The sequence below is a fragment of the Streptomyces sp. NPDC005483 genome (assembly GCF_040606035.1).
Classification (GTDB): domain Bacteria; phylum Actinomycetota; class Actinomycetes; order Streptomycetales; family Streptomycetaceae; genus Streptomyces.
Genome location: NZ_JBEXEA010000013.1, coordinates 209,530 through 227,946, shown reverse-complemented (window position 1 = coordinate 227,946; position 18,417 = coordinate 209,530). Strand labels below are relative to the sequence as shown.

Annotated in this window: 13 protein-coding genes; 9 read left to right on the top strand and 4 right to left on the bottom strand. The window is 70.8% G+C overall.

The genetic code is table 11. The features are described from left to right. Positions 1-131: 131 nt before the first annotated feature. Positions 132-1,400: a mannosyltransferase family protein gene (locus ABZT06_RS25595; RefSeq protein ID WP_355745206.1), complete on the bottom strand. Its 1,269-nt coding sequence runs from the start codon at positions 1,398-1,400 to the stop codon at positions 132-134. 262 nt (positions 1,401-1,662) lie between these two features. Here ABZT06_RS25595 and ABZT06_RS25590 point away from each other — a divergent pair, with 262 nt between their 5' ends. Together ABZT06_RS25590 and ABZT06_RS25585 are read left to right on the top strand one after the other, a co-directional pair. Continuing rightward, positions 1,663-3,264 carry an MFS transporter gene (locus ABZT06_RS25590; RefSeq protein WP_355745203.1) on the top strand — a complete coding sequence of 534 codons (1,602 nt, stop codon included), beginning with the start codon at positions 1,663-1,665 and terminating at the stop codon, positions 3,262-3,264. 114 nt (positions 3,265-3,378) lie between these two features. Continuing rightward, positions 3,379-4,551 (top strand): acyl-CoA dehydrogenase family protein, encoded by a 1,173-nt coding sequence (locus tag ABZT06_RS25585; protein ID WP_355745200.1) that lies wholly within the window; start codon positions 3,379-3,381, stop codon positions 4,549-4,551. A gap of 36 nt (positions 4,552-4,587) precedes the next feature. On the opposite strand, the gene ABZT06_RS25580 is transcribed toward ABZT06_RS25585, so the two are convergent. Further along, complete coding sequence (locus ABZT06_RS25580) at positions 4,588-5,028, bottom strand: cell division protein SepF (protein ID WP_164428030.1); 441 nt, start codon at positions 5,026-5,028, stop codon at positions 4,588-4,590. A 1,010-nt stretch (positions 5,029-6,038) separates the two neighbouring features. Between ABZT06_RS25580 and ABZT06_RS25575 the strand changes: the two genes are divergently transcribed. The 3 genes from ABZT06_RS25575 to ABZT06_RS25565 all read left to right on the top strand — a co-directional run bounded on the left by ABZT06_RS25575 (position 6,039) and on the right by ABZT06_RS25565 (position 10,350). Further along, positions 6,039-7,835, top strand: coding sequence for an FAD/NAD(P)-binding protein (locus tag ABZT06_RS25575; protein ID WP_355745335.1), 1,797 nt, complete (start codon positions 6,039-6,041; stop codon positions 7,833-7,835). A gap of 94 nt (positions 7,836-7,929) precedes the next feature. Beyond that, on the top strand, positions 7,930-8,880 hold the full coding sequence (locus ABZT06_RS25570; RefSeq protein WP_355745196.1) for an LLM class flavin-dependent oxidoreductase: 951 nt from the start codon (positions 7,930-7,932) through the stop codon (positions 8,878-8,880). Between the two features lie 561 nt (positions 8,881-9,441). Further along, entirely contained in the window at positions 9,442-10,350 is a 909-nt protein-coding gene (locus ABZT06_RS25565; RefSeq protein WP_355745193.1) for a S1 family peptidase, read from the top strand. A 75-nt stretch (positions 10,351-10,425) separates the two neighbouring features. Here the strand turns inward: ABZT06_RS25565 and ABZT06_RS25560 are convergent, their stop codons facing one another. Further along, positions 10,426-11,310, bottom strand: coding sequence for an alpha/beta hydrolase (locus tag ABZT06_RS25560; RefSeq protein ID WP_355745190.1), 885 nt, complete (start codon positions 11,308-11,310; stop codon positions 10,426-10,428). Positions 11,311-11,398: 88 nt separating this feature from the next. Here ABZT06_RS25560 and ABZT06_RS25555 point away from each other — a divergent pair, with 88 nt between their 5' ends. Both ABZT06_RS25555 and ABZT06_RS25550 read left to right on the top strand, forming a co-directional pair. Continuing rightward, entirely contained in the window at positions 11,399-12,283 is an 885-nt protein-coding gene (locus ABZT06_RS25555) for a slipin family protein (RefSeq protein WP_355745187.1), read from the top strand. 233 nt (positions 12,284-12,516) lie between these two features. Beyond that, positions 12,517-13,599: a S1 family peptidase gene (locus ABZT06_RS25550; RefSeq protein ID WP_355745184.1), complete on the top strand. Its 1,083-nt coding sequence runs from the start codon at positions 12,517-12,519 to the stop codon at positions 13,597-13,599. Between the two features lie 462 nt (positions 13,600-14,061). Here ABZT06_RS25550 and ABZT06_RS25545 read toward each other — a convergent pair whose 3' ends face one another. After that, positions 14,062-14,940 (bottom strand): alpha/beta hydrolase, encoded by an 879-nt coding sequence (locus tag ABZT06_RS25545; protein WP_355745181.1) that lies wholly within the window; start codon positions 14,938-14,940, stop codon positions 14,062-14,064. Positions 14,941-15,055: 115 nt separating this feature from the next. On the opposite strand from ABZT06_RS25545, the gene ABZT06_RS25540 reads away from it, so the two are divergent. Continuing rightward, positions 15,056-16,714, top strand: coding sequence for an MFS transporter (locus ABZT06_RS25540; protein WP_355745178.1), 1,659 nt, complete (start codon positions 15,056-15,058; stop codon positions 16,712-16,714). Positions 16,715-16,857: 143 nt separating this feature from the next. Then, on the top strand, positions 16,858-17,427 hold the full coding sequence (locus ABZT06_RS25535) for a TetR/AcrR family transcriptional regulator (RefSeq protein WP_355745175.1): 570 nt from the start codon (positions 16,858-16,860) through the stop codon (positions 17,425-17,427). Positions 17,428-18,417: the final 990 nt, after the last annotated feature.

The window sequence follows — 18,417 nt, the reverse complement described above, 5'->3', positions numbered from 1 at the left end:
TCCGTAAAGGCGGGCGGCTGCGCCCTTCAATTCCTTTGATCATTCCGGGTTCCGGTTTTATGGCCCTTATGAATTCGTTCACCGAATCATGGGGCGGAATTCTCCGGGCGCTCATCGACGCCCGGAGTCGATCATGGCGGACCGGAGCCGTTCAGCCAGAAGGCGCCGTACAGGGCGGACCCGGTGGCGATCAGCGCCACGATCACTGCTGACCTGCGGGTCCTCGAGCGGGCGAGGGCCAGGGCGAGGGGGAGCAACAGGGGGAAGGCGGGCATCAGCAGGCGCGGCTTCGAGCCGAAGTAGCTCGAGGCGCACAGGGCGAGCGCGGTGACGACGCCCGCGTACACCAGGAGGGGCAGCGGCTGGCCCTGCCGTATGCAGACGACGTACAGCCACACCACCAGCCCGACGCCGACGATCAGCCCGACCCCGGCCAGGGCCGACGGGAACGACGTGAACTTTTCGGCGACGAACCGGGCGAAGGCGTACCCCCCGTCGAAGCCGTTGCGCCAGCCCGCCTGCACGTCGAGATAGCCGAACGGGCCCTTACCGGTGCGGTGACCGACCCACAGGACGTAGGCGGCGGCGCCGAGGGGGGCGAGGCCCATGCCCAGGGCGCGGCGGGCGGGGGTGCCGTCGGTGTGGGGGGCGTGTTCAGCGGCGTGGACGACGCCTGTCCCGGCCGCGCTTCGGTTCTGTACGAAAGAGAGGGCGCCAGAGGCGGCGAGCGGGTGACGGACGGCCACGGTCTTGACGCTTTCCCCGGCCCGCCGGTCCCGCAGGAACGCCGTGATCCCCGTCGCCCACACCGCCGCGACCACCGCCAGACCCACCGGGCGGGTCAGGCCCGCCAGGGAGGCCAGCAGGCCCGCCGTCACCCAGCGTCCGGTCAGCACCGCGTACAGCGACCAGGCCGCCAGTGCCGTGAACAGCGACTCGCTGTACGCCATCGACTGGACGATCCCGACGGGCAGGACGGCCCACAGCAGGACCGCGCAGACGCCCGCCCGGCGGCCGTACACATGATCCGTCACCGCGAAGACGCCCCAGGCCGCGGCCAGAGAGGCGAGCAGGGCCACCACGAATCCCGCGTCGGCGTACGACAGCGGGGTCGTCGCGGACAGCAGCCGCTCCAGCCACGGGAGGAGCGGGAAGAACGCCAGGTTCGAGTGCACGTCGCCGTTCGGCAGCCGCACCTCGTAGCCGTAGCCGAGTTCGGCGACCCGCGTGTACCAGAGGGCGTCCCAGCGGGCGGTCAGCAGGGTGTACGCGCTCTTGTCACGCGCCGCGCTCCACAGGGCCAGCGCGAGGAGACCCAGGGCACGGACGGCCGCATAGCCGAGCAGCGCCGGGGCGGCTCGGCGCAGGGCCGGTTCGATGCGCGGTCCAAGATCGGTCACGGGTCCGATTATCGACCGGCCGCCGTACCCGCCCGGCCGCAGGGGTCGGGCGACAGGCAGGGAAAGTGGCGCACGCCACACGCGTTCGGTGCGAAGTCTGAGAGGTCCGCCACTGGGCCGACGCGGGAACTCGCGTACGCTGGCGAGTCACCCGCCGTTCGCTGCGCGGGCCGGAGACCGCCGCTCCTCTCCGGCCGAGATCATGGGGAGTCCCCACCCCGTGTGCCCGCCGAACGCCAGGGAACATCTGGGAGGTACGTACATGTCCGGGACGACCACGGCCGCCGATGCGCTGCGCCGTCGGGCGGCCGGGGCCGGTGCAAACCGCTGGGTCGTCCTCGTCGTCCTTTGCGTCAGCCTGCTCCTGGTCGCCCTCGACGCGACCGTGCTGCACGTGGCGGTGCCCGCCGTCACCGAGGACCTCAAGCCCGGCGCGATAGAGCTGCTCTGGATCGTCGATGTCTATCCACTTGTCTGCGCCTCGCTGCTGATCCTCTTCGGCACACTCGGCGACCGTGTGGGCCGCAGACGGGTTCTTCTGCTCGGTTACGGCCTGTTCGGCGTCGCCTCCGCGGCCGCCGCCTTCGCGGACAGTGCCCAGGTGCTGATCCTCGCGCGGGCGCTTCTCGGCGTCGGCGGCGCGATGATCATGCCCGCGACGCTGTCCATCCTCCGCCAGGTCTTCCCCGACCGGCGTGAGCGGGCGCTCGCGATCGGTATCTGGAGCGCGGTCGCCGCGGTCGGCGCGGCGGTCGGGCCACTGCTCGGCGGGTTCCTGCTCGAACACTTCTGGTGGGGGTCGGTCTTCCTCGTCAACATCCCGTTGATGCTGATCAGTCTGCCGATCGGACGGCTGCTGCTGCCCGAGTCGAAGGGCGACGGGAAGGGCCCCTGGGACGTGGTCGGCGCACTGCTGGCCGCCGCCGGGCTGTTCGCCCTCGTGCTCGGCGTGAAGCGGCTGGGCGGCGGGGAGCTCGACGTGTTCACGGCGGTGCCGCTGGTCGTGGGCGGGGTACTGCTGGTCCTCTTCGTGCGACGGCAGCGACGGCTCACGCATCCCCTGGTGGACCTGCGGATGTTCGCGCGCTCCGCGTTCACCACCTCGGTCGGCTGCATCGTCCTGGCGATGCTCGCGCTGGTGGGGCTCGAACTGATCGCGGCCCAGTACCTCCAGCTGGTTCTCGGCCTGTCCCCGCTGGAGACCGGTCTACGGCTGCTGCCGCTGACGATCGCCGCGATGGCGGCGGGGCTGGCCGGGGCGCGGCTGCTGCGGCGGTTCGGGCCGCGCCGGATGGTGAGCGCCGGGTTCTGCCTCACGGCCGTGGCCGTGCTGCTGCTCACCGCGATGGGCGACGCGGACAACACGGGCCTGCTGGTGTGCGGGTTCGTGCTGCTCGGGTTCGGCCTGGAGACGACGCTCTTCGGGGCGTACGAGTCGATGCTCAGCGAGGCACCGCCGGAGCAGGCGGGCGGGGCCGCTGCGATCGGCGAGACCTCGTACCAGCTCGGGGCGGGCATCGGGATCGCGCTGCTCGGCAGCGTGATGAACGCGGCGTACACGCCCGGCCTCTCGGGCGTGTCCGGTGTCCCGGAGTCCGCGTCCCGGTCGGCGGGGCACTCCCTGGGCGAGGCCTACGAGGTCGCCGGCCGCCTCGGCGGACCCGCGGGTGTGGCCCTGCGCCGGGCCGCCCAGGACTCCTTCGTGCACGGGCTGCACGTGACCTTGCTGGTGAGTGCGGGGTTGTTGCTGCTGGGCGCGGTGATGGCGCTGCGGCTGCCGCGCACGATGCAGTGCGGTGAGGCCCCCGTGGGGGTCGAGCTCCCGGCGCCCAGGGAAGTCGCGGAGTCGCGCGTCTCCGCCTGACCGGCGTCTGGAAGTGCGGCGGAGCGCGCTGTAACGTCGGCGGCGGAAGCTTAAATTAGCGGTGCTAGTTTCCAGTCGCCCGCCCGCTGGAGCCCTTCTGCCGGAGGATGTGCCATGCCACCGTTCGACCCCGCCGACCCTCTCGGCATCGACGACCTGCTGGAGCCGGAGGACCTCGCGATCCGCGAGACCGTGCGGACCTGGGCCGCCGACCGCGTCCTGCCCCATGTCGCCGACTGGTACGAGAAGGGCGAGCTGCCGGGGATCAGGGAACTCGCGCGGGAACTCGGGGAGATCGGCGCCCTCGGGATGTCGCTCAGCGGCTACGGGTGCGCCGGCGCCTCCGCCGTGCAGTACGGGCTCGCCTGCCTGGAGCTGGAGGCGGCCGACTCCGGGATCCGGTCCCTCGTCTCCGTGCAGGGCTCTCTCGCCATGTACGCGATCCACCGGTTCGGCAGCGAGGATCAGAAGCAGACCTGGCTGCCGCGGATGGCCGCCGGTGAGGTCATCGGCTGCTTCGGGCTCACCGAACCCGACCACGGCTCCGACCCCGGCGCCATGCGGACGTACGCCAAGAAGGACGGCACGGACTGGGTCCTGAACGGGCGCAAGATGTGGATCACCAACGGGTCGGTCGCCGGCGTCGCCGTCGTGTGGGCGCAGACCGACGACGGGATCCGCGGGTTCGTGGTGCCGACCGACGCGCCGGGATTCTCGGCGCCCGAGATCAAGCACAAGTGGTCGCTGCGGGCCAGCGTCACCAGTGAGCTCGTCCTCGACGACGTACGGCTGCCCACCGACGCCGTACTGCCGGAGGTCGTCGGGCTCAAGGGCCCGCTCAGCTGTCTCTCGCACGCCCGGTACGGGATCGTGTGGGGCGCGATGGGGGCGGCGCGGTCGTGTTTCGAGACCGCCGTCGACTACGCGAAGACACGGGAGCAGTTCGGGCGGCCGATCGGGGGCTTCCAGCTCACCCAGGCCAAACTCGCCGACATGGCGGTCGAACTGCACAAGGGGATTCTGCTCGCCCACCATCTGGGGCGGCGCATGGACGCCGGCCGCCTGCGTCCCGAGCAGGTCAGCTTCGGCAAGCTCAACAACGTCCGCGAGGCCATCGAGATCTGCCGTACGGCACGGACGATCCTCGGTGCCAACGGGATCTCCCTCGAATACCCCGTGATGCGGCACGCGACGAACCTCGAGTCGGTGCTGACGTACGAGGGCACCGTCGAAATGCATCAATTGGTACTGGGCAAGGCGCTCACCGGGTTGGACGCCTTCCGGTGAAGCCTGCCTGGGGCAGGGCCGGCGAGCGGCCCTGCCTCAGCTCTGGTTGAAGAAGCCGTCCGTGCGGTGCTGCGCGGGATCGCCGTTCACGATCTCGGTGTTGGCGGGGGTCAGCAGGAACACCCGGGTGGACACCCGCTCGATGGAGCCGCGCAGTCCGAAGATCAGCCCGGCCGCGAAGTCGACGACGCGCTTGGCGTCACCGGCCTCCATCGCGGTGAGGTTCATGATGACGGGAACTCCGTCACGGAACAGTTCGCCGATCGCGCGGGCGTCCCGGAAGCTGTCCGGGGTCACCGTGCCGATGCGACGGCCCTTCTCCTCGGCGACATCCGAGGCCACCTTGACCCGTGGGTCGGTGACCCAGGCATCCCCGGGCTCGGTCCCTTCGGAGTATCCGTCGTCGTCGTAGTAACGCTCGTCATCGTTGTCGTCAACGAGGCCCAGCCAGGCACTCGCCTTGCGCACCGATCCCATGGACGCCTCCTCTCACAGCAGTTTCTCTTGCTTCTGTATCCCTATGGTCATCCATGATGCGGATCGCGCGCCAAGTGAATAGCCGCCGCGCGGGGGGTTTGTGACGGTACTGGTGCACAGCGAATACGTCGAGAGCCCAGGTACCCCAAGGGTCGTTTCCCATACGGCTGCTGACTGTGAGTGAAATATGATTCTTCACGGCGTACGGGTGAGGGCTGGAGCGTCCGGGTGAACGGAGCGGCCGGGACGAACCCGCTGCTCAACGTCGTACCGGCCACAGGGGAATCACCGTGGCGGGATTCGCCGGCCCGATCGCGGTCGGCTTGCGCGTATCGGTTCTGATGGCAGATCAGGCCGGTGATGGTTCTTTTTTTGCCCGAGAGGCCGAGGCGGGGCCGTAGGCCGTCACGGCCTCGTGCCCCTGCCCCGGCGACCGCGCCGGCCCGCGGTGTCGTCCGGTTTCGGGGCCGGCGTACGTGCGCACGGCGAAGGGGTCTCCTGGAAGCGAGGAACGCCGGGTGAGGGAGGGCGCGTGTGAAGGCGAGGAAGGAGAACGAGAAAGGCGCCCCGCGGAAGCGGGGCGCGCAGTGGGTCAGCTCAACAGGAAGAGGACCACACGCGACCGAAGTCGATGTGGGAGCGCTTGACCAGCCACTGCTGTGGATGCATGGGGCAAGTGGAACAGGCATTCGGTGGGGCGTCAACCGACCTGAGACGTACGGCTCACAGTGTGGACGGCCTTGACAGTGTGGGGAAACCGCACCGTAGTCTCGGCGGATGCGGTCCTGCTGAGGGGCTCGGCCGCGTCTGCCGTATGCGTGTGAAGGCATCCATCCGAGTTCGACCGTCCCCCACTCTCGACTTCGCTCGAGCGGGAGGGGCCCCACTCGTCACGGAGCCTTCGCATGTCCTCCGAAACCCTCGCCCACGCTTCCGCCGCACCGGACACACCGGAACACGCGGACCCGCTTCCCACCGTCCCGCAGCGCACGTGGTTCGGAGCGCACCCGGTGAGGCGCTCACTGGTGATCGTCGGAGCCGGACCGCGGGGGACCGGCCTGATCGAGCGGATCGCCGCCAACGCGCCCGAGTTGTACGACGGTTCGGGCCTCGACCTGCACCTGGTGGATCCGCACGCGCCCGGCGCCGGACGCATCTGGCGCGAGGCGCAGTCGCCGCTGCTGTGGATGAACTCGCACGCCGAGGACGTCACCATGTTCACCGACGAGACGGTGGACATGGCCGGACCCGTGCGCCCCGGGCCCACCCTGCACGAGTGGGCCGGCATCGACGGCCGCACCTTCGCGGACCGACAGCTCCAGGGCGCGTATCTGCGCTGGGTGCACGAGCGGGCGGTGGCCGCGCTGCCGCCGTCCGTGTCCGTCCACCACCACCCACGGCGCGCCCTGCGGGTGAGCGGACCGCGTGAGGGACGCCAGCAGGTCTGGCTGGAGGGCCGCCCGCGCCCGCTCCTCGCCGACCTGGTCGTCCTCACCATGGGCCACCTCGACGCCGAACTCGACACCGAACAGCGGGACTTGGCTGCCTACGCCGACACCCACGGCCTTGTCCACCTGCCCCCCGACTTCACCGCCGACAGTGACCTGTCCGCGCTCGCGCCCGGCGAACCGGTCCTGGTCCGCGGGTTCGGGCTCGCCTTCGTCGACCTGATGGCGCTGCTCACCGAGGGCCGGGGCGGACGGTACGACGGGGACACCTACGTCCCGTCCGGGCGGGAGCCGGTCCTCCACGTCGGATCGCGCCGCGGAGTGCCGTACCACTCGAAGATCGGCTACGACTGGACCGGCGAGCGGCCGCCGCTGCCCCGCTTCCTGGGCCCGGCCGAGATCGACGGGCTGCTCGCCCGGCCGGAGGGCTTCGACTTCCGGCGGGACGTGTGGCCCCTGGTGGAGAAGGAGCTCGGATTCGCCCACTACCACCGGCTGTTCACCGTGCATCCGGAGCGGACCGCGATGGCCTGGGCCGACTTCGAGGAGAAGTACGCGGTCATCGAGGACGCCGTCGAACGGGAGGCGCTGGTCGCCTCCGCCGTGCCCGATCCCCGGGACCGGCTCGACCTCGCCCGGCTCGACCGGCCGCTGGGGGGTGTGCGGTACGCGACGCACGAGGAGTTCCAGGAGGGGCTGCGGGAGTACGTCGAGGCCGACCTGAGCCGACGCCATGATCCGCGGTACAGCCCGGACCTGGCCGTGTTCCTCGGACTGCTCTCCGTGTACGGGCAGTTGGTCCGGCTCGGGGACATCGGTGGCTGGTGGCACGGGTTCTTCAGCTATCTGGCCTCCGGGCCGCCCGGACCCCGGCTGCGGCAGCTGCTCGCGTTGTCCAGGGCCGGAGTGCTCAGATTCGTCGGGGCGGACATGGAGGTCCGTGCCGAGGACGGGGTGTTCCGGGCGTCGAGCCCCACCGTGCCGGGCCGCTCCGTCCAGGCGCGGGCGCTGGTCGAGGCCCGGCTGCCCGAGCCGACGGTCCGGCGGACCCTCGATCCGCTGCTGCGCGAGCTGCACGCCGAGGGGGTCGCCGAGAGCCCGGACGGACTCCTGCGGGTGGACCGTGCCGACGGACGGCTCCTGGACCGGTCCGGCCGGCCGCACCCACGGCGCTTCGCGCTCGGGCCGCACACCGACGGCCGTACACCGGGCGCCTTCACCCGGCCGCGCACCGGCGGGCCCGCGTTCCGGCAGAACGACGCGACCGCGCGGGCCGCGTTGCGGTTCCTCGGCGAACTCGGCGAGCCGGGTGGTCGAGCGGCCGACCCACGTCCCGTGGGGTGCCGCGGAGCTCAGTGACGGCCGTCCTGGCACCGCACGCGGGCCGACTTCGTCCTCCACCGCCGCGGCGGCTGGATCCGCCCCTTCCCTCCCCAGAAAGGATTCCCCCTTCATGGCTTCCTCGCACGGCCGGGGGCTGGTGCACCTCGCCGCCGCCCTCGACCAGCCGTCGGCGTACGACGCGCGCCCCTACGTCGAGGCGGCACTGCTCGCCGAACGCGGCGGGCTCGACTTCGTGACCCTGGACGACACCTTCGCCCAGTTCGGCCTCGACGCGCTCGCCGTGCTGTCCCAGGTCGCGCCCGCCACCGGCCGGATCGGTCTGGTCCCCACCGTCACGGCCCCGCACCCCGGGCCCTTCCTCGTCCACGCCGCCGTCGCGAGCCTCGACCGGGTCAGCCGGGGCCGGGCCGGCTGGCGCATCGACGTCTCGACCACCGAGGGCGAGGCCCCTCTCGTGGGCCACCGGCGCCTGGAGGGCCACGCCGGGATGCCGGACGTGTCCCTCTCCGTCACAGGGCCCGCGATCGTCACGCAACCCCCGCGGGGCAACCCGGTCCGCGTGGTCGACGTCACCGACGGGCCCGCCCTCGAGACCGCCGCCCGGTACGCCGACGTGGCCCTCGTCCACGCCGCGACTGCCGCGCAGGCAGCCTCCCTACGAGACCAACTCTGTTCCATGGCAGCCGAGTTCGGGCGCCGCCCCGGCGAACCGCGGATCCTCGCTCGCCTCCTCGTCGACCTCGGCGACGGCGAGCACGCGGCCGCGCCGGGGCACGGTGGAGGGGGTCCCCGCCAGACCGCGCAGGGGCCGCTGTACCGAGGTGGCCCCGTCGACCTCGCGGAACTGATCGCCACCTGGCACGGCGACGGCATCGTGGACGGCTTCCACCTCACGCCCGCCGAACCGCTGCGCGACCTGGAACGGCTCGTCAACGGCACGGTGGCGCTGCTCCAGCACCGCGGGCTGTTCCGCACCTTCTATCCGGGCAGCACGCTCCGGGAGCACCTGGGCCTCGCCCGTTCCGCCAACCAGTGCGCCGCGGCCGGGGGAGCGCCATGAGCCGGCGAGCGGATGCGTCCGGCCGCCTGCCTCCCTGGCGCCGGCACCGGCCGGGACGATGTGCAGCCGAGGTCCCGATGGGCGGGAGCCGGCGTTGCGGGGCGCCGTGCGGGGTGGCTCGCGGTGGGCGGTTTTCGGCGATACGGCGCGTGGGCTCGGCAGCCGCCGATTCCGGTTCCCGTACCCGTCCGTACGCGTCCGTGCCGGGCGCCGACGGCGGTACGACGGTCGGCTTCGACCGGGGCACGCCTACGCCCCGCACCTTCGCCGACCACCGTGTCCGCCGCTTTCGGCCGCCGGGGAACGCCCTCGGCGGCGCCGTCGCGGCGGGGGAGCGGGACGTGGTTCGAGGCATGCCCGTTCCCTCTGAAGGACAAAGGTCTTTCAAAGCTTGACGGCCGAAAGGCGCCCTTGCGCCGACCGTCCGTTCGGCCGAATACTCCCCCTCAGCGCTTGTCAGGAGCACGGCGTGTTCGCAAACCGGACGGCCGTGCCGCTGACTGCGCCTCACGGGCCCCGACCCCACGCGGGCCCCCGAATTCCCCTGGGAGGGAACGAAACGTGAGGATCAGGCGCACCAACCCCCGCAGTGGCATCACGAGACGGACTCGGCTGATCGCCGGTACCACCGGCCTCGTGGCCGCGGCCGCGATCGCGGTCCCCAGCGCGAACGCGACCGCTGCGACCCCGTTCAGCTCCGCCGAACTCAAGAGCGCCAGCGGCTCGGTGCTCAAGGCCGACATCCCGGGTACCGCCTGGGCCGTCGACAGCAAGACCAACCGTGTGGTCGTCACCGTCGACAGCACGGTCTCGCAGGCCGAGATCGCCAAGATCAAGGAGCAGGCGGGCAGCAACGCCGACGCGCTCACGATCAAGCGGACCCCGGGCAAGTTCAACAAGCTGATCTCCGGCGGCGACGCCATCTATGCGAGTAGCTGGCGCTGCTCCCTCGGCTTCAACGTCCGCAGCGGGAGCACCTACTACTTCCTGACCGCCGGTCACTGCACCGACGGCGCGGGCACCTGGTGGTCGAACTCCGGGCACACGACCACGCTCGGCTCGACGGCCGGGTCCAGCTTCCCGACCAACGACTACGGCCTCGTCAAGTACTCGTCGAGCTATCCGACCTCGTCGATCTCCGGCACCGTCGGCAGCGTCGACATCACCAGCGCCGCCACCCCGTCCGTGAACACCACGGTCTACCGTCGCGGTTCCACCACCGGCATCCACAGCGGCCGGGTCACCGCGCTGAACGCGACCGTCAACTACGGCGGCGGTGACGTCGTCTACGGCTTGATCCAGACCACGGTCTGCGCCGAGCCCGGCGACTCCGGCGGCCCGCTCTACTCCAACAGCGGGATCGCCTACGGTCTGACCTCCGGCGGCAGCGGCAACTGCTCCTCCGGCGGCACGACCTTCTTCCAGCCGGTCACCGAGGCGCTGAGCGCCTACGGCGTGAGCGTCTTCTAGACCCGGAGCGGCTTCTGCCGCAGCCGGCATCCGGTGAGCCCCCGTACGCGTCAGTCGTACGGGGGCTCACTGCGGTCAGGGCGCGGTCCGTCCCTGGGCGGCGCACAGCCAGTCCAGTACGGCCGGCAGGGCCTCCAGAGCCCCGAAATGCCCGGTGTCCTGCTGGAGGACTGGGCGGACACGGGGGATGCGGTCCGCCAGCCAGGTGAAGTGGCCGACCGGGGACAACGTGTCCTGGGCGCCGTGCCACAGCAGCACCGGCCGGGTGACGGCCGCCGGGTCGAAGCCCCAGCCGCTGAGCAGGGCGAGTTCGTCGTCGAGCCAGCCGTACGACGAACCGCGCAGCGCCTCCCGGTAGGTGCGCAGCAGCATCTCGCCGACCGCCGGGGCGGAGACGATCCGCCGGTCGGAGTCCGTGAGCCCGTCGCGCAGCGAGACGAGCAGCTGCGCGGGGTCGCGGCGGATGTCGGCGGCGCGGGCGGCGAGGCGCTCGGCGAAGGCGAGCGGGTCGGTGAGCGCCCGGGTGAACTCCTCGACCCGGGACGCGGCCATGCCGTCGAACCAGCGCAGGTCCCGCGCGTCCGGGGGTGCGGGGGACGCCAGCGCCGCCGCCCGCCGTACCCGGGAGGGCAGCAGCGCGGCGCAGGCCAGGGCGTGCGGGGCGCCGCCGGAGTGGCCGAGCACCGAGAAACGGCCGAGCCCGAGGGCGCCGGCCAGCTCCGCCACGTCCCGGGCGGCGTCGGCCACGCGGCGTCCCGGCAGCCGGTCCGAGTCGCCGTAGCCGGGGCGGTCGTAGGCGATGAACCGGATGTGCGGGTGCGCGGTCACGACGTCCCGGGGTACGACGCCGAAGCGGCAGCCCGGGGTGGCGTGCAGCAGTACCACCGGTGTGCCGTCCGGGTCGCCGTACTCCTCGACCGTCAGCCGGCGGCCGTCCCGCGTCCTGATGCCGTGGACCACCCGTGTCCTCCGTCTCCCTTTGTGTACACAGCGGAGTTACCGTCGAAGTACACACCTTGAGCGCCTGGTTCGGACCCTGGGGGTCGCGATGGTCGAGGAGCTGGTGGCGGCGGGCGTCACGCTCGTGTCCGCCGGAGCGGTGTACGTGATGGCGGCCGCGCGGGTCGTCAAGCAGTACGAACGGGGCGTGGTCTTCCGCCTCGGAAAGCTCAGGCCGGACGTGCGCGGGCCGGGGTTCACGATGATCGTCCCGGTCGTCGACAAGCTCCGGAAGGTCAACATGCAGATCGTGACCATGCCGGTGCCGGGGCAGGAGGGCATCACCCGGGACAACGTCACGGTGCGGGTGGACGCCGTCGTCTACTTCAAGGTGACCTCGCCGGCCGAGGCGGTCGTCCGGGTCGAGGACTACCGGTTCGCGGTCGCGCAGATGGCGCAGACCTCGCTGCGGTCGATCATCGGCAAGAGCGAGCTGGACGATCTGCTGTCCAACCGCGAAAAGCTCAACCAGGGGCTGGAGTTGATGATCGACAGTCCCGCGGTGGAGTGGGGCGTGACGATCGACCGGGTCGAGATCAAGGACGTCTCCCTGCCCGAGACCATGAAGCGGTCCATGGCCCGGCAGGCCGAGGCGGACCGGGAGCGGCGGGCCCGGGTCATCAACGCGGACGGGGAGCTCCAGGCGTCGAAGAAGCTGGCCGAGGCGGCCAAGGAGATGTCCGAGCAGCCGGCCGCGCTGCAACTGCGGTTGCTGCAGACGGTGGTGGCGGTGGCGGCGGAGAAGAACTCGACGCTGGTGCTGCCGTTTCCCGTCGAGCTGCTGCGGTTCCTGGAGAAGGCGCAGCAGCCGGTGCAACAGCCGGTGCAGCAACCAGTGCAACAGCCGGTGCAGCAACCGGTGCAGGAGCAACGTCCGTCTCTTGAGCCCCGGCCGGATGCGGATCCCGAAGAGGCGAATTCAGGCCAGGACTAGACCTCACAGGCTGATGAGGTGTTACTCGCTCGTAGTGTTTGCAGCGTGAACGGCCTGGGCTGACCGTGGACCGTCAAAAATGAAGGGGGCGCGCAACCGCGTTCTACGCGCGTCCGGAAGTCACCCTTGTGCGCTCCCTGGGGGGTTCGGAAGAGTAAGGGCTCGTCAACCAGCCTTCCGGCCCACGGGATCCCCACAATCTCCCGGGCCGACCCCCCACAGGAGGACGCGAGTTGCAGCACCGACGCATACCCGGGCGGCGGTTCGTCGTGGCAGGTGCGGGCATCACCGCGCTGGTCGCCGCGGGAGTCACCTTGCAGACTGCGAACGCCAGCGAGACGCCGGCCTCGCCAGAAGTCAAAACCCTCTCGGCCGTCGCGGCCGGAAAGCTCGCCTCGACGCTCGGGGCGGAACTCGGCGCGGACGCGGCGGGGACGTTCTACGACGCGAAGACCAGGAGTCTCGTGGTGAACGTGCTCGACGAGGACGCGGCGCGGACCGTCTCGGCGGCCGGGGCCTCGGCCAGAGTCGTCTCCCACTCCCTTGCCGAGCTCAGGAGTGCGCGTACGACGCTCGCCGACGACGCGACCGTGCCGGGGACGTCCTGGGTGACCGACCCCACGACCAACAAGGTCGTCGTCACCGCCGACCGTACGGTCTCCGCCGCCGAGTGGGCGAGGCTCACGAAGGTGGTCGACGGGCTCGGACCGGTTGCCGAACTCCAGCGGACGAAGGGGGAGTTCAAGCCCTTCGTCGCCGGTGGTGACGCGATCAGCGGGTCCGGTGGACGGTGTTCGCTCGGGTTCAACGTGGTCAAGGGCGGGGAGCCGTACTTCCTCACCGCCGGGCACTGCACCGAGGCGATCTCGACGTGGTCGGACTCCAGCGGGAACAGGATCGGGACCAACGAGGTGTCGAGCTTCCCGGGCAACGACTACGGGCTGGTGAAGTACGCGGCCGGGGTCGCCCATCCCAGTGAGGTGGACCTCTACAACGGGTCCGCGCAGGCGATCACGGGGGCGGCGTCGGCGACCGTCGGTCAGTCGGTGACGCGGAGCGGGTCCACGACGCAGGTGCACTCCGGGAAGGTCACCGGCCTGGACGCGACGGTGAACTACGGCAACGGCGACATCGTGAACGGGCTGATCCAGACCGATGTGTGCGCGGAGCCGGGGGACAGCGGCGGCTCGCTGTTCTCGGGGAGCAGCGCGATCGGGCTGACGTCCGGTGGCAGTGGTGACTGCACCTCCGGTGGGGAGACGTTCTTCCAGCCGGTGACGGAGGCGCTGTCGGCGACGGGTGCGTCGATCGGCTGACGGCCGGTCCGGTGCCGCGTGGAGTCCCGCCCCCTGTGTGGGGGCGGGACTCTCGTGTTTCCTGCGCCCCTGGACTTCCGCGGCCGGCGGCGTTCTGCGGGGCTGGGGCGAGGGCGGCCGTCCCACGTCCCCCTGCACCGGCATGTACATCCACCGCTGGGACACCAACCACCGCGAGTGGTACGACAGTTCGGTGGGCGGGCGGGCGGTGACCCTCCCGCCCGCACCGGCGAACTGCCCCTGTAGACGCCACGTTCAGCACCGAGTTCTACGAAGCAGGCGAGTTCCGCGCCCGGTGGCCCCCCGCCCTCTATGTCGAGCGGGACGGCGTGCTCGTCCGGGGCGGGGTGATCTGGACCGTCAAGTGCACCTCCGCGGGCGAGCATCTGGAGATCGGGGCGGCCGGTTTCCTCTTCTGCTTCGACCACCGCCGCGCGGATGGCCGCAGAGGACTTGGGACGGTCAGGCCACCGCGTTCAGCAGGTCGGCCAGTACGTCGGGCCGTTCCAGGGCGATGAAGTGGCCGGCTCCCGGCACCTGCGTGAAGTCGGCGGCCGGCAGCAGTTCCTTGTCGGCCTGCCGGTCCGAGGGGCGGGACCAGTCCTTCTCGCCGTAGACGAGGTGGACGGGCGCCTTGACCTCGGGGTAGCGCGAGCGAGCCGCGATGAGGCTGGGCAGGCTCTGGTACACGGCTCGGGCGACGCTCGGGTAGCCGGGGCGCTTCCCCACCTGGAGGAGTTCGTCCACGTAGTCGTCCCGCAGCGCGCTCTTGTCGCCGAGGCCGCCCTGGAGGATCTTGCGGAGGGCGGGCTTGGGCTCCACTCCGGCGATCACCGGGCCCACGCCGGGCGTGAGGACGCCGCTGACCACCACGCGGGCGAGGAGGCTGGAGCGGGCGATGCCGTCGCGGAAGTCGTACGCGTTCACCGCGACGACGCGCCGTACCCGCTCCGGCAGGTCGGCCGCGGTGGTCAGGGCGAGTACCGCTCCCATGGACTCCCCGACCAACGTCACGTCGGTGAGGTCGAGTTCGGTGAGGAGCCGTTCGACGCCGGCGCGCATGGCCGGCTCGTCGTACGACGCCCCGGGCACGATCTCGGAGTAGCCCATCCCCGGCAGGTCGAGGGCGTACACCGTGTACCGGTCGGCGATCAACGGGATGAGCGAGCGGTAGTGCTCGGCCTGGGTGCGCACGGTGTGCAGCAGGACCAGCGGGGCACCGGTGCCCGCCTTGAGGTAGCGCAGCGCGCCCTCGCGGCTGTTTCGCCCGGCGCGCGGGGCGATGGTGTGGCTGGTGGTCCCGGGGATGTTGATCGTGGGGCGTGAATCCTGACTGGGCATCTCGCCGACTCCTGGTGTGGGAACTGCTGGGGACGGGGGTACGTCCGGCGGGCCACAGGGGGAAACCGGCCGGTTTCCAGTAGCGTAAACCGATCGGTTTCCATACGCAAGCGCCATGCGTGCCCATTGCTCGAATGGCACCCGGATTGCATGCGAATGGCGGCCGGAGGTGGCACCCTCTCGCTTGCGCTGCGGAAACCGATCTGTTTTCCTGAGTGGAAACAGATCGGTTTTCGATCGGTCTTCGGCCACTCCTGACCAGCGACAAAGGGGAAAAGTGAGTACCACCTTCGACCGCGGGGCGCCCGCCTCAGGAAAGAAAGACCCGGGCCGCCGCGGCTCACACGCCGTGCGCTGGTGGGTGCTGGTCGTGCTGGGCACGGCGCAGCTCATGGTCACGCTCGATGCGACCGTCGTGAACATCGCGCTGCCCGCGGCGCAGCATGACCTCGGCTTCAGCGACGGCAGCCGGCAGTGGGTCATCACGGGCTACGCCCTCGCGTTCGGCAGCCTGCTGTTGCTCGGTGGCCGACTGGGTGACCTGTTCGGCCGACGTACCACCTTCGTGACCGGCCTGATCGGTTTCGCGGCCGCGTCGGTCGTCGGTGGCGCGGCCGGCAGCTTCGAGATCCTCGTCGCGGCACGGGTGGCCCAGGGCCTCTTCGCCGCGCTGCTCGCGCCCGCCGCCCTCTCGCTGCTCAGTGTGACCTTCACCGAACCGTCCGAGAGGCCGAAGGCGTTCGGCATCTTCAGTGCGCTCTCCGGTGCCGGCGCCGCCGTCGGGCTGCTGCTCGGCGGCATGCTCACCGAATGGACGTCGTGGCGCTGGGTGATGTATGTGAACGTCGTCTTCTCGGCCGTCGCGCTGCTCGGTGCGCTGCTGCTGGCCAAGCCCGCGATCACCGCGCGGCCCACCATCGACATCCCGGGCACCCTCGCGGTCAGCGCCGCGCTGTTCGCCATCGTCTACGGGTTCGCGCACGTCGAATCCACCAGCTGGACCAACCCTGTCACCCTCGCCTTCCTGATCGGCGGCGTGGTGCTGCTCGCGGTGTTCGTGTGGCTGGAGTCCAGGGCCGCGCATCCGCTGCTGCCGCTGCGCCTCGTGCTGGACCGGACCCGCGGCGGCTCGTTCCTGGCGGTGTTCGTCCTGGGCATGGGGATGTTCTCGATCTTCCTGTTCCTGACCTATTACCTGGAGGCCAGCATCGGCTACTCACCGATCGAGGCCGGTCTGGCGTTCCTGCCGATGGTCGGGGGCATCGTCGCCTCGTCGACCACGGCGCCTTCGCTGCTGCTGCCCAGGGTCGGACCGAAGGTCGTGATCACCGCCGGCTTCCTGGTCGCCGCCTCCGGCATGGCTCTGCTGACCCGGCTCGCACTGGACAGCACCTACGTCGCCCACATCATGCCCGGCATGATCCTGCTGGGTCTCGGCATCGGCGCGGTGATGACCACCGCGTTCCAGGGGGCGACCGCGGGCGTGCACCACGAGGACACGGGGGTTGCCTCGGCGCTGATCAACACCAGCCAGCAGGTGGGCGGTTCCATCAGCACGGCGCTGCTGACCACGGTTGCCTCGTCGGCCGCGACCGACTACCTGTCCTCGCACAAGCCCGGCGCGCTGACCGTGGCGCAGGCCGGGGTCGAGAGCTACACGGCCACCCTGGCGTGGGGCGCCGGGATCTTCGTGGTCGGTGCGGTGCTCGCGGCGTTCCTGATCCCGAATCGGGCTCTGGCGCCGTCGGAGGGCGAGCCCGTGATCGCGCACTGATCCTGGTTCCGCCGGGGCGTTGCGGGGACGGGGGCCGATGCACCCGTCCCCGCCGCATGCCGGCCACGGTGGGCGCGGGCACTGTGACCGACACCGTAAACCGATCGGTTTTCTTTTTGCCGGAATCGAGTTAACCTCGCGGTATGACCACCGATGTGAAAGCAAGTTCCAGGGAGCGCCTGCTGGAGGCGGCGGCCACCCTCACCTACCGAGACGGTGTCGGCATCGGTGTCGACGCTCTGTGCAAGGCGGCGAGGGTGTCGAAGCGCTCGATGTACCAGCTGTTCGACAGTAAGGACGAACTGCTGGCGGCGAGCCTGGAGGAGCGGGCCGCCGCCTTCGTGGCCGGACTTCTGCCCGCGGCGGACGACGGCCGTTCCCCTCGCGAGCGGATCCTGTACGTCTTCGGCCAACTGGAGTCGCAGGCGGGTGCGCCCGACTTCCTGGGCTGCAGATACCTGACCGTCCAGATCGAGCTCAAGGACCAGAACCACCCCGCGAGTCAGGTGGCCCACCGGGTCAAGGCCAACCTGACGACCTTCTTCCGCGCCGCGGCCGAACAGGGCGGGGCGAACGACCCCGACCTGCTGGCCCGGCAGTTGATCCTGGTCTTCGACGGCGTCAGTGCCCGCGCGGGGATCAAGGCCGACACCCCGGCCGGGCTCATCGCGCCCACGGTGGCCACCCTGCTCGATGCGGCGGGCATGCGCTGAGGCGGCACACGACCATCTGGCCGGGCATGCCCGGCGCGGCGTTCTGCCGTCGTACCTGCGCACCTGCCAGTGCCACGAACGGGGCTGCCGCCGGCATCCCCGTCACCGCGGCTGCGCCGGCCCTGTTCGACCTCTTCTCACCCGCGAGCGGGGAGGACGGCTTTGGAGGCTCGCCGGTGCCTGCACGGCCTGTGCCTCGGTGACGGTGCAGGCCGCCGTGGTCCCGGAAACCTTCCTGCGCGTGACCAGGACGCCGGCGGTGCCTCGCAGCGGCGTAACGACAACCCGAAGGGCCGGGCGACCAGGCCCGGGTTTCGGGAGATGCTCAGCTGCCTGGCCGCAGCCCTGCTGAGCCATGTCGGGGCTGCAGCCCGACTGCTCGGCGTGCAGTGCGCCCTGCGCGTGAACACCGACGGCCAGGTCGGATTGCCGGCCGGGGTCCTGCGCAGTCTCCGCCTGAGCCGCGGTCCGCTTCCTTGGAGTGAACTGGAGCAGTCGCGATGTCTCCGCAGAGGACCGGCTGCCCCGGACTCTGCCGACAGCGGGTTGGTCGCCCAGATCCTCAACGGTGGGCTGTTGCCCAGCATCCACGAGCGCCGACGACCCGGCTTTGCGGCTGACCGCCCTCTGTCTTGTGGCGCACACGGACTCCGCGCTCGGTCGCGGTTGCATCGAAGTGGACCGGATCGCGCGTGAGTGCGGCCTCGTTCCCGAGGCCTTGTTCCCTGTGTTCGACCGATGGGGAGCACTCCTTGCTTCCTGGGGTGTGGCCCTTGACACAGGGGAGGCAGATCCGGTGCTGGTGTGAAGCGTCGGACTGACGCCGGGCGCGGTGGGGCCTGGGAACGGTTTCCCCCAGCCGATCTGTCGGGTCGGCGAGGTGACGGGGCGGCCCTCATTCGGCCACCCGCCACGTCACCGCAGAATCGTTATTGTGTTCGAATCTAGTCGCTGACCGGGGCTGATGGGGTTAGAGTAATCGAACGAGAG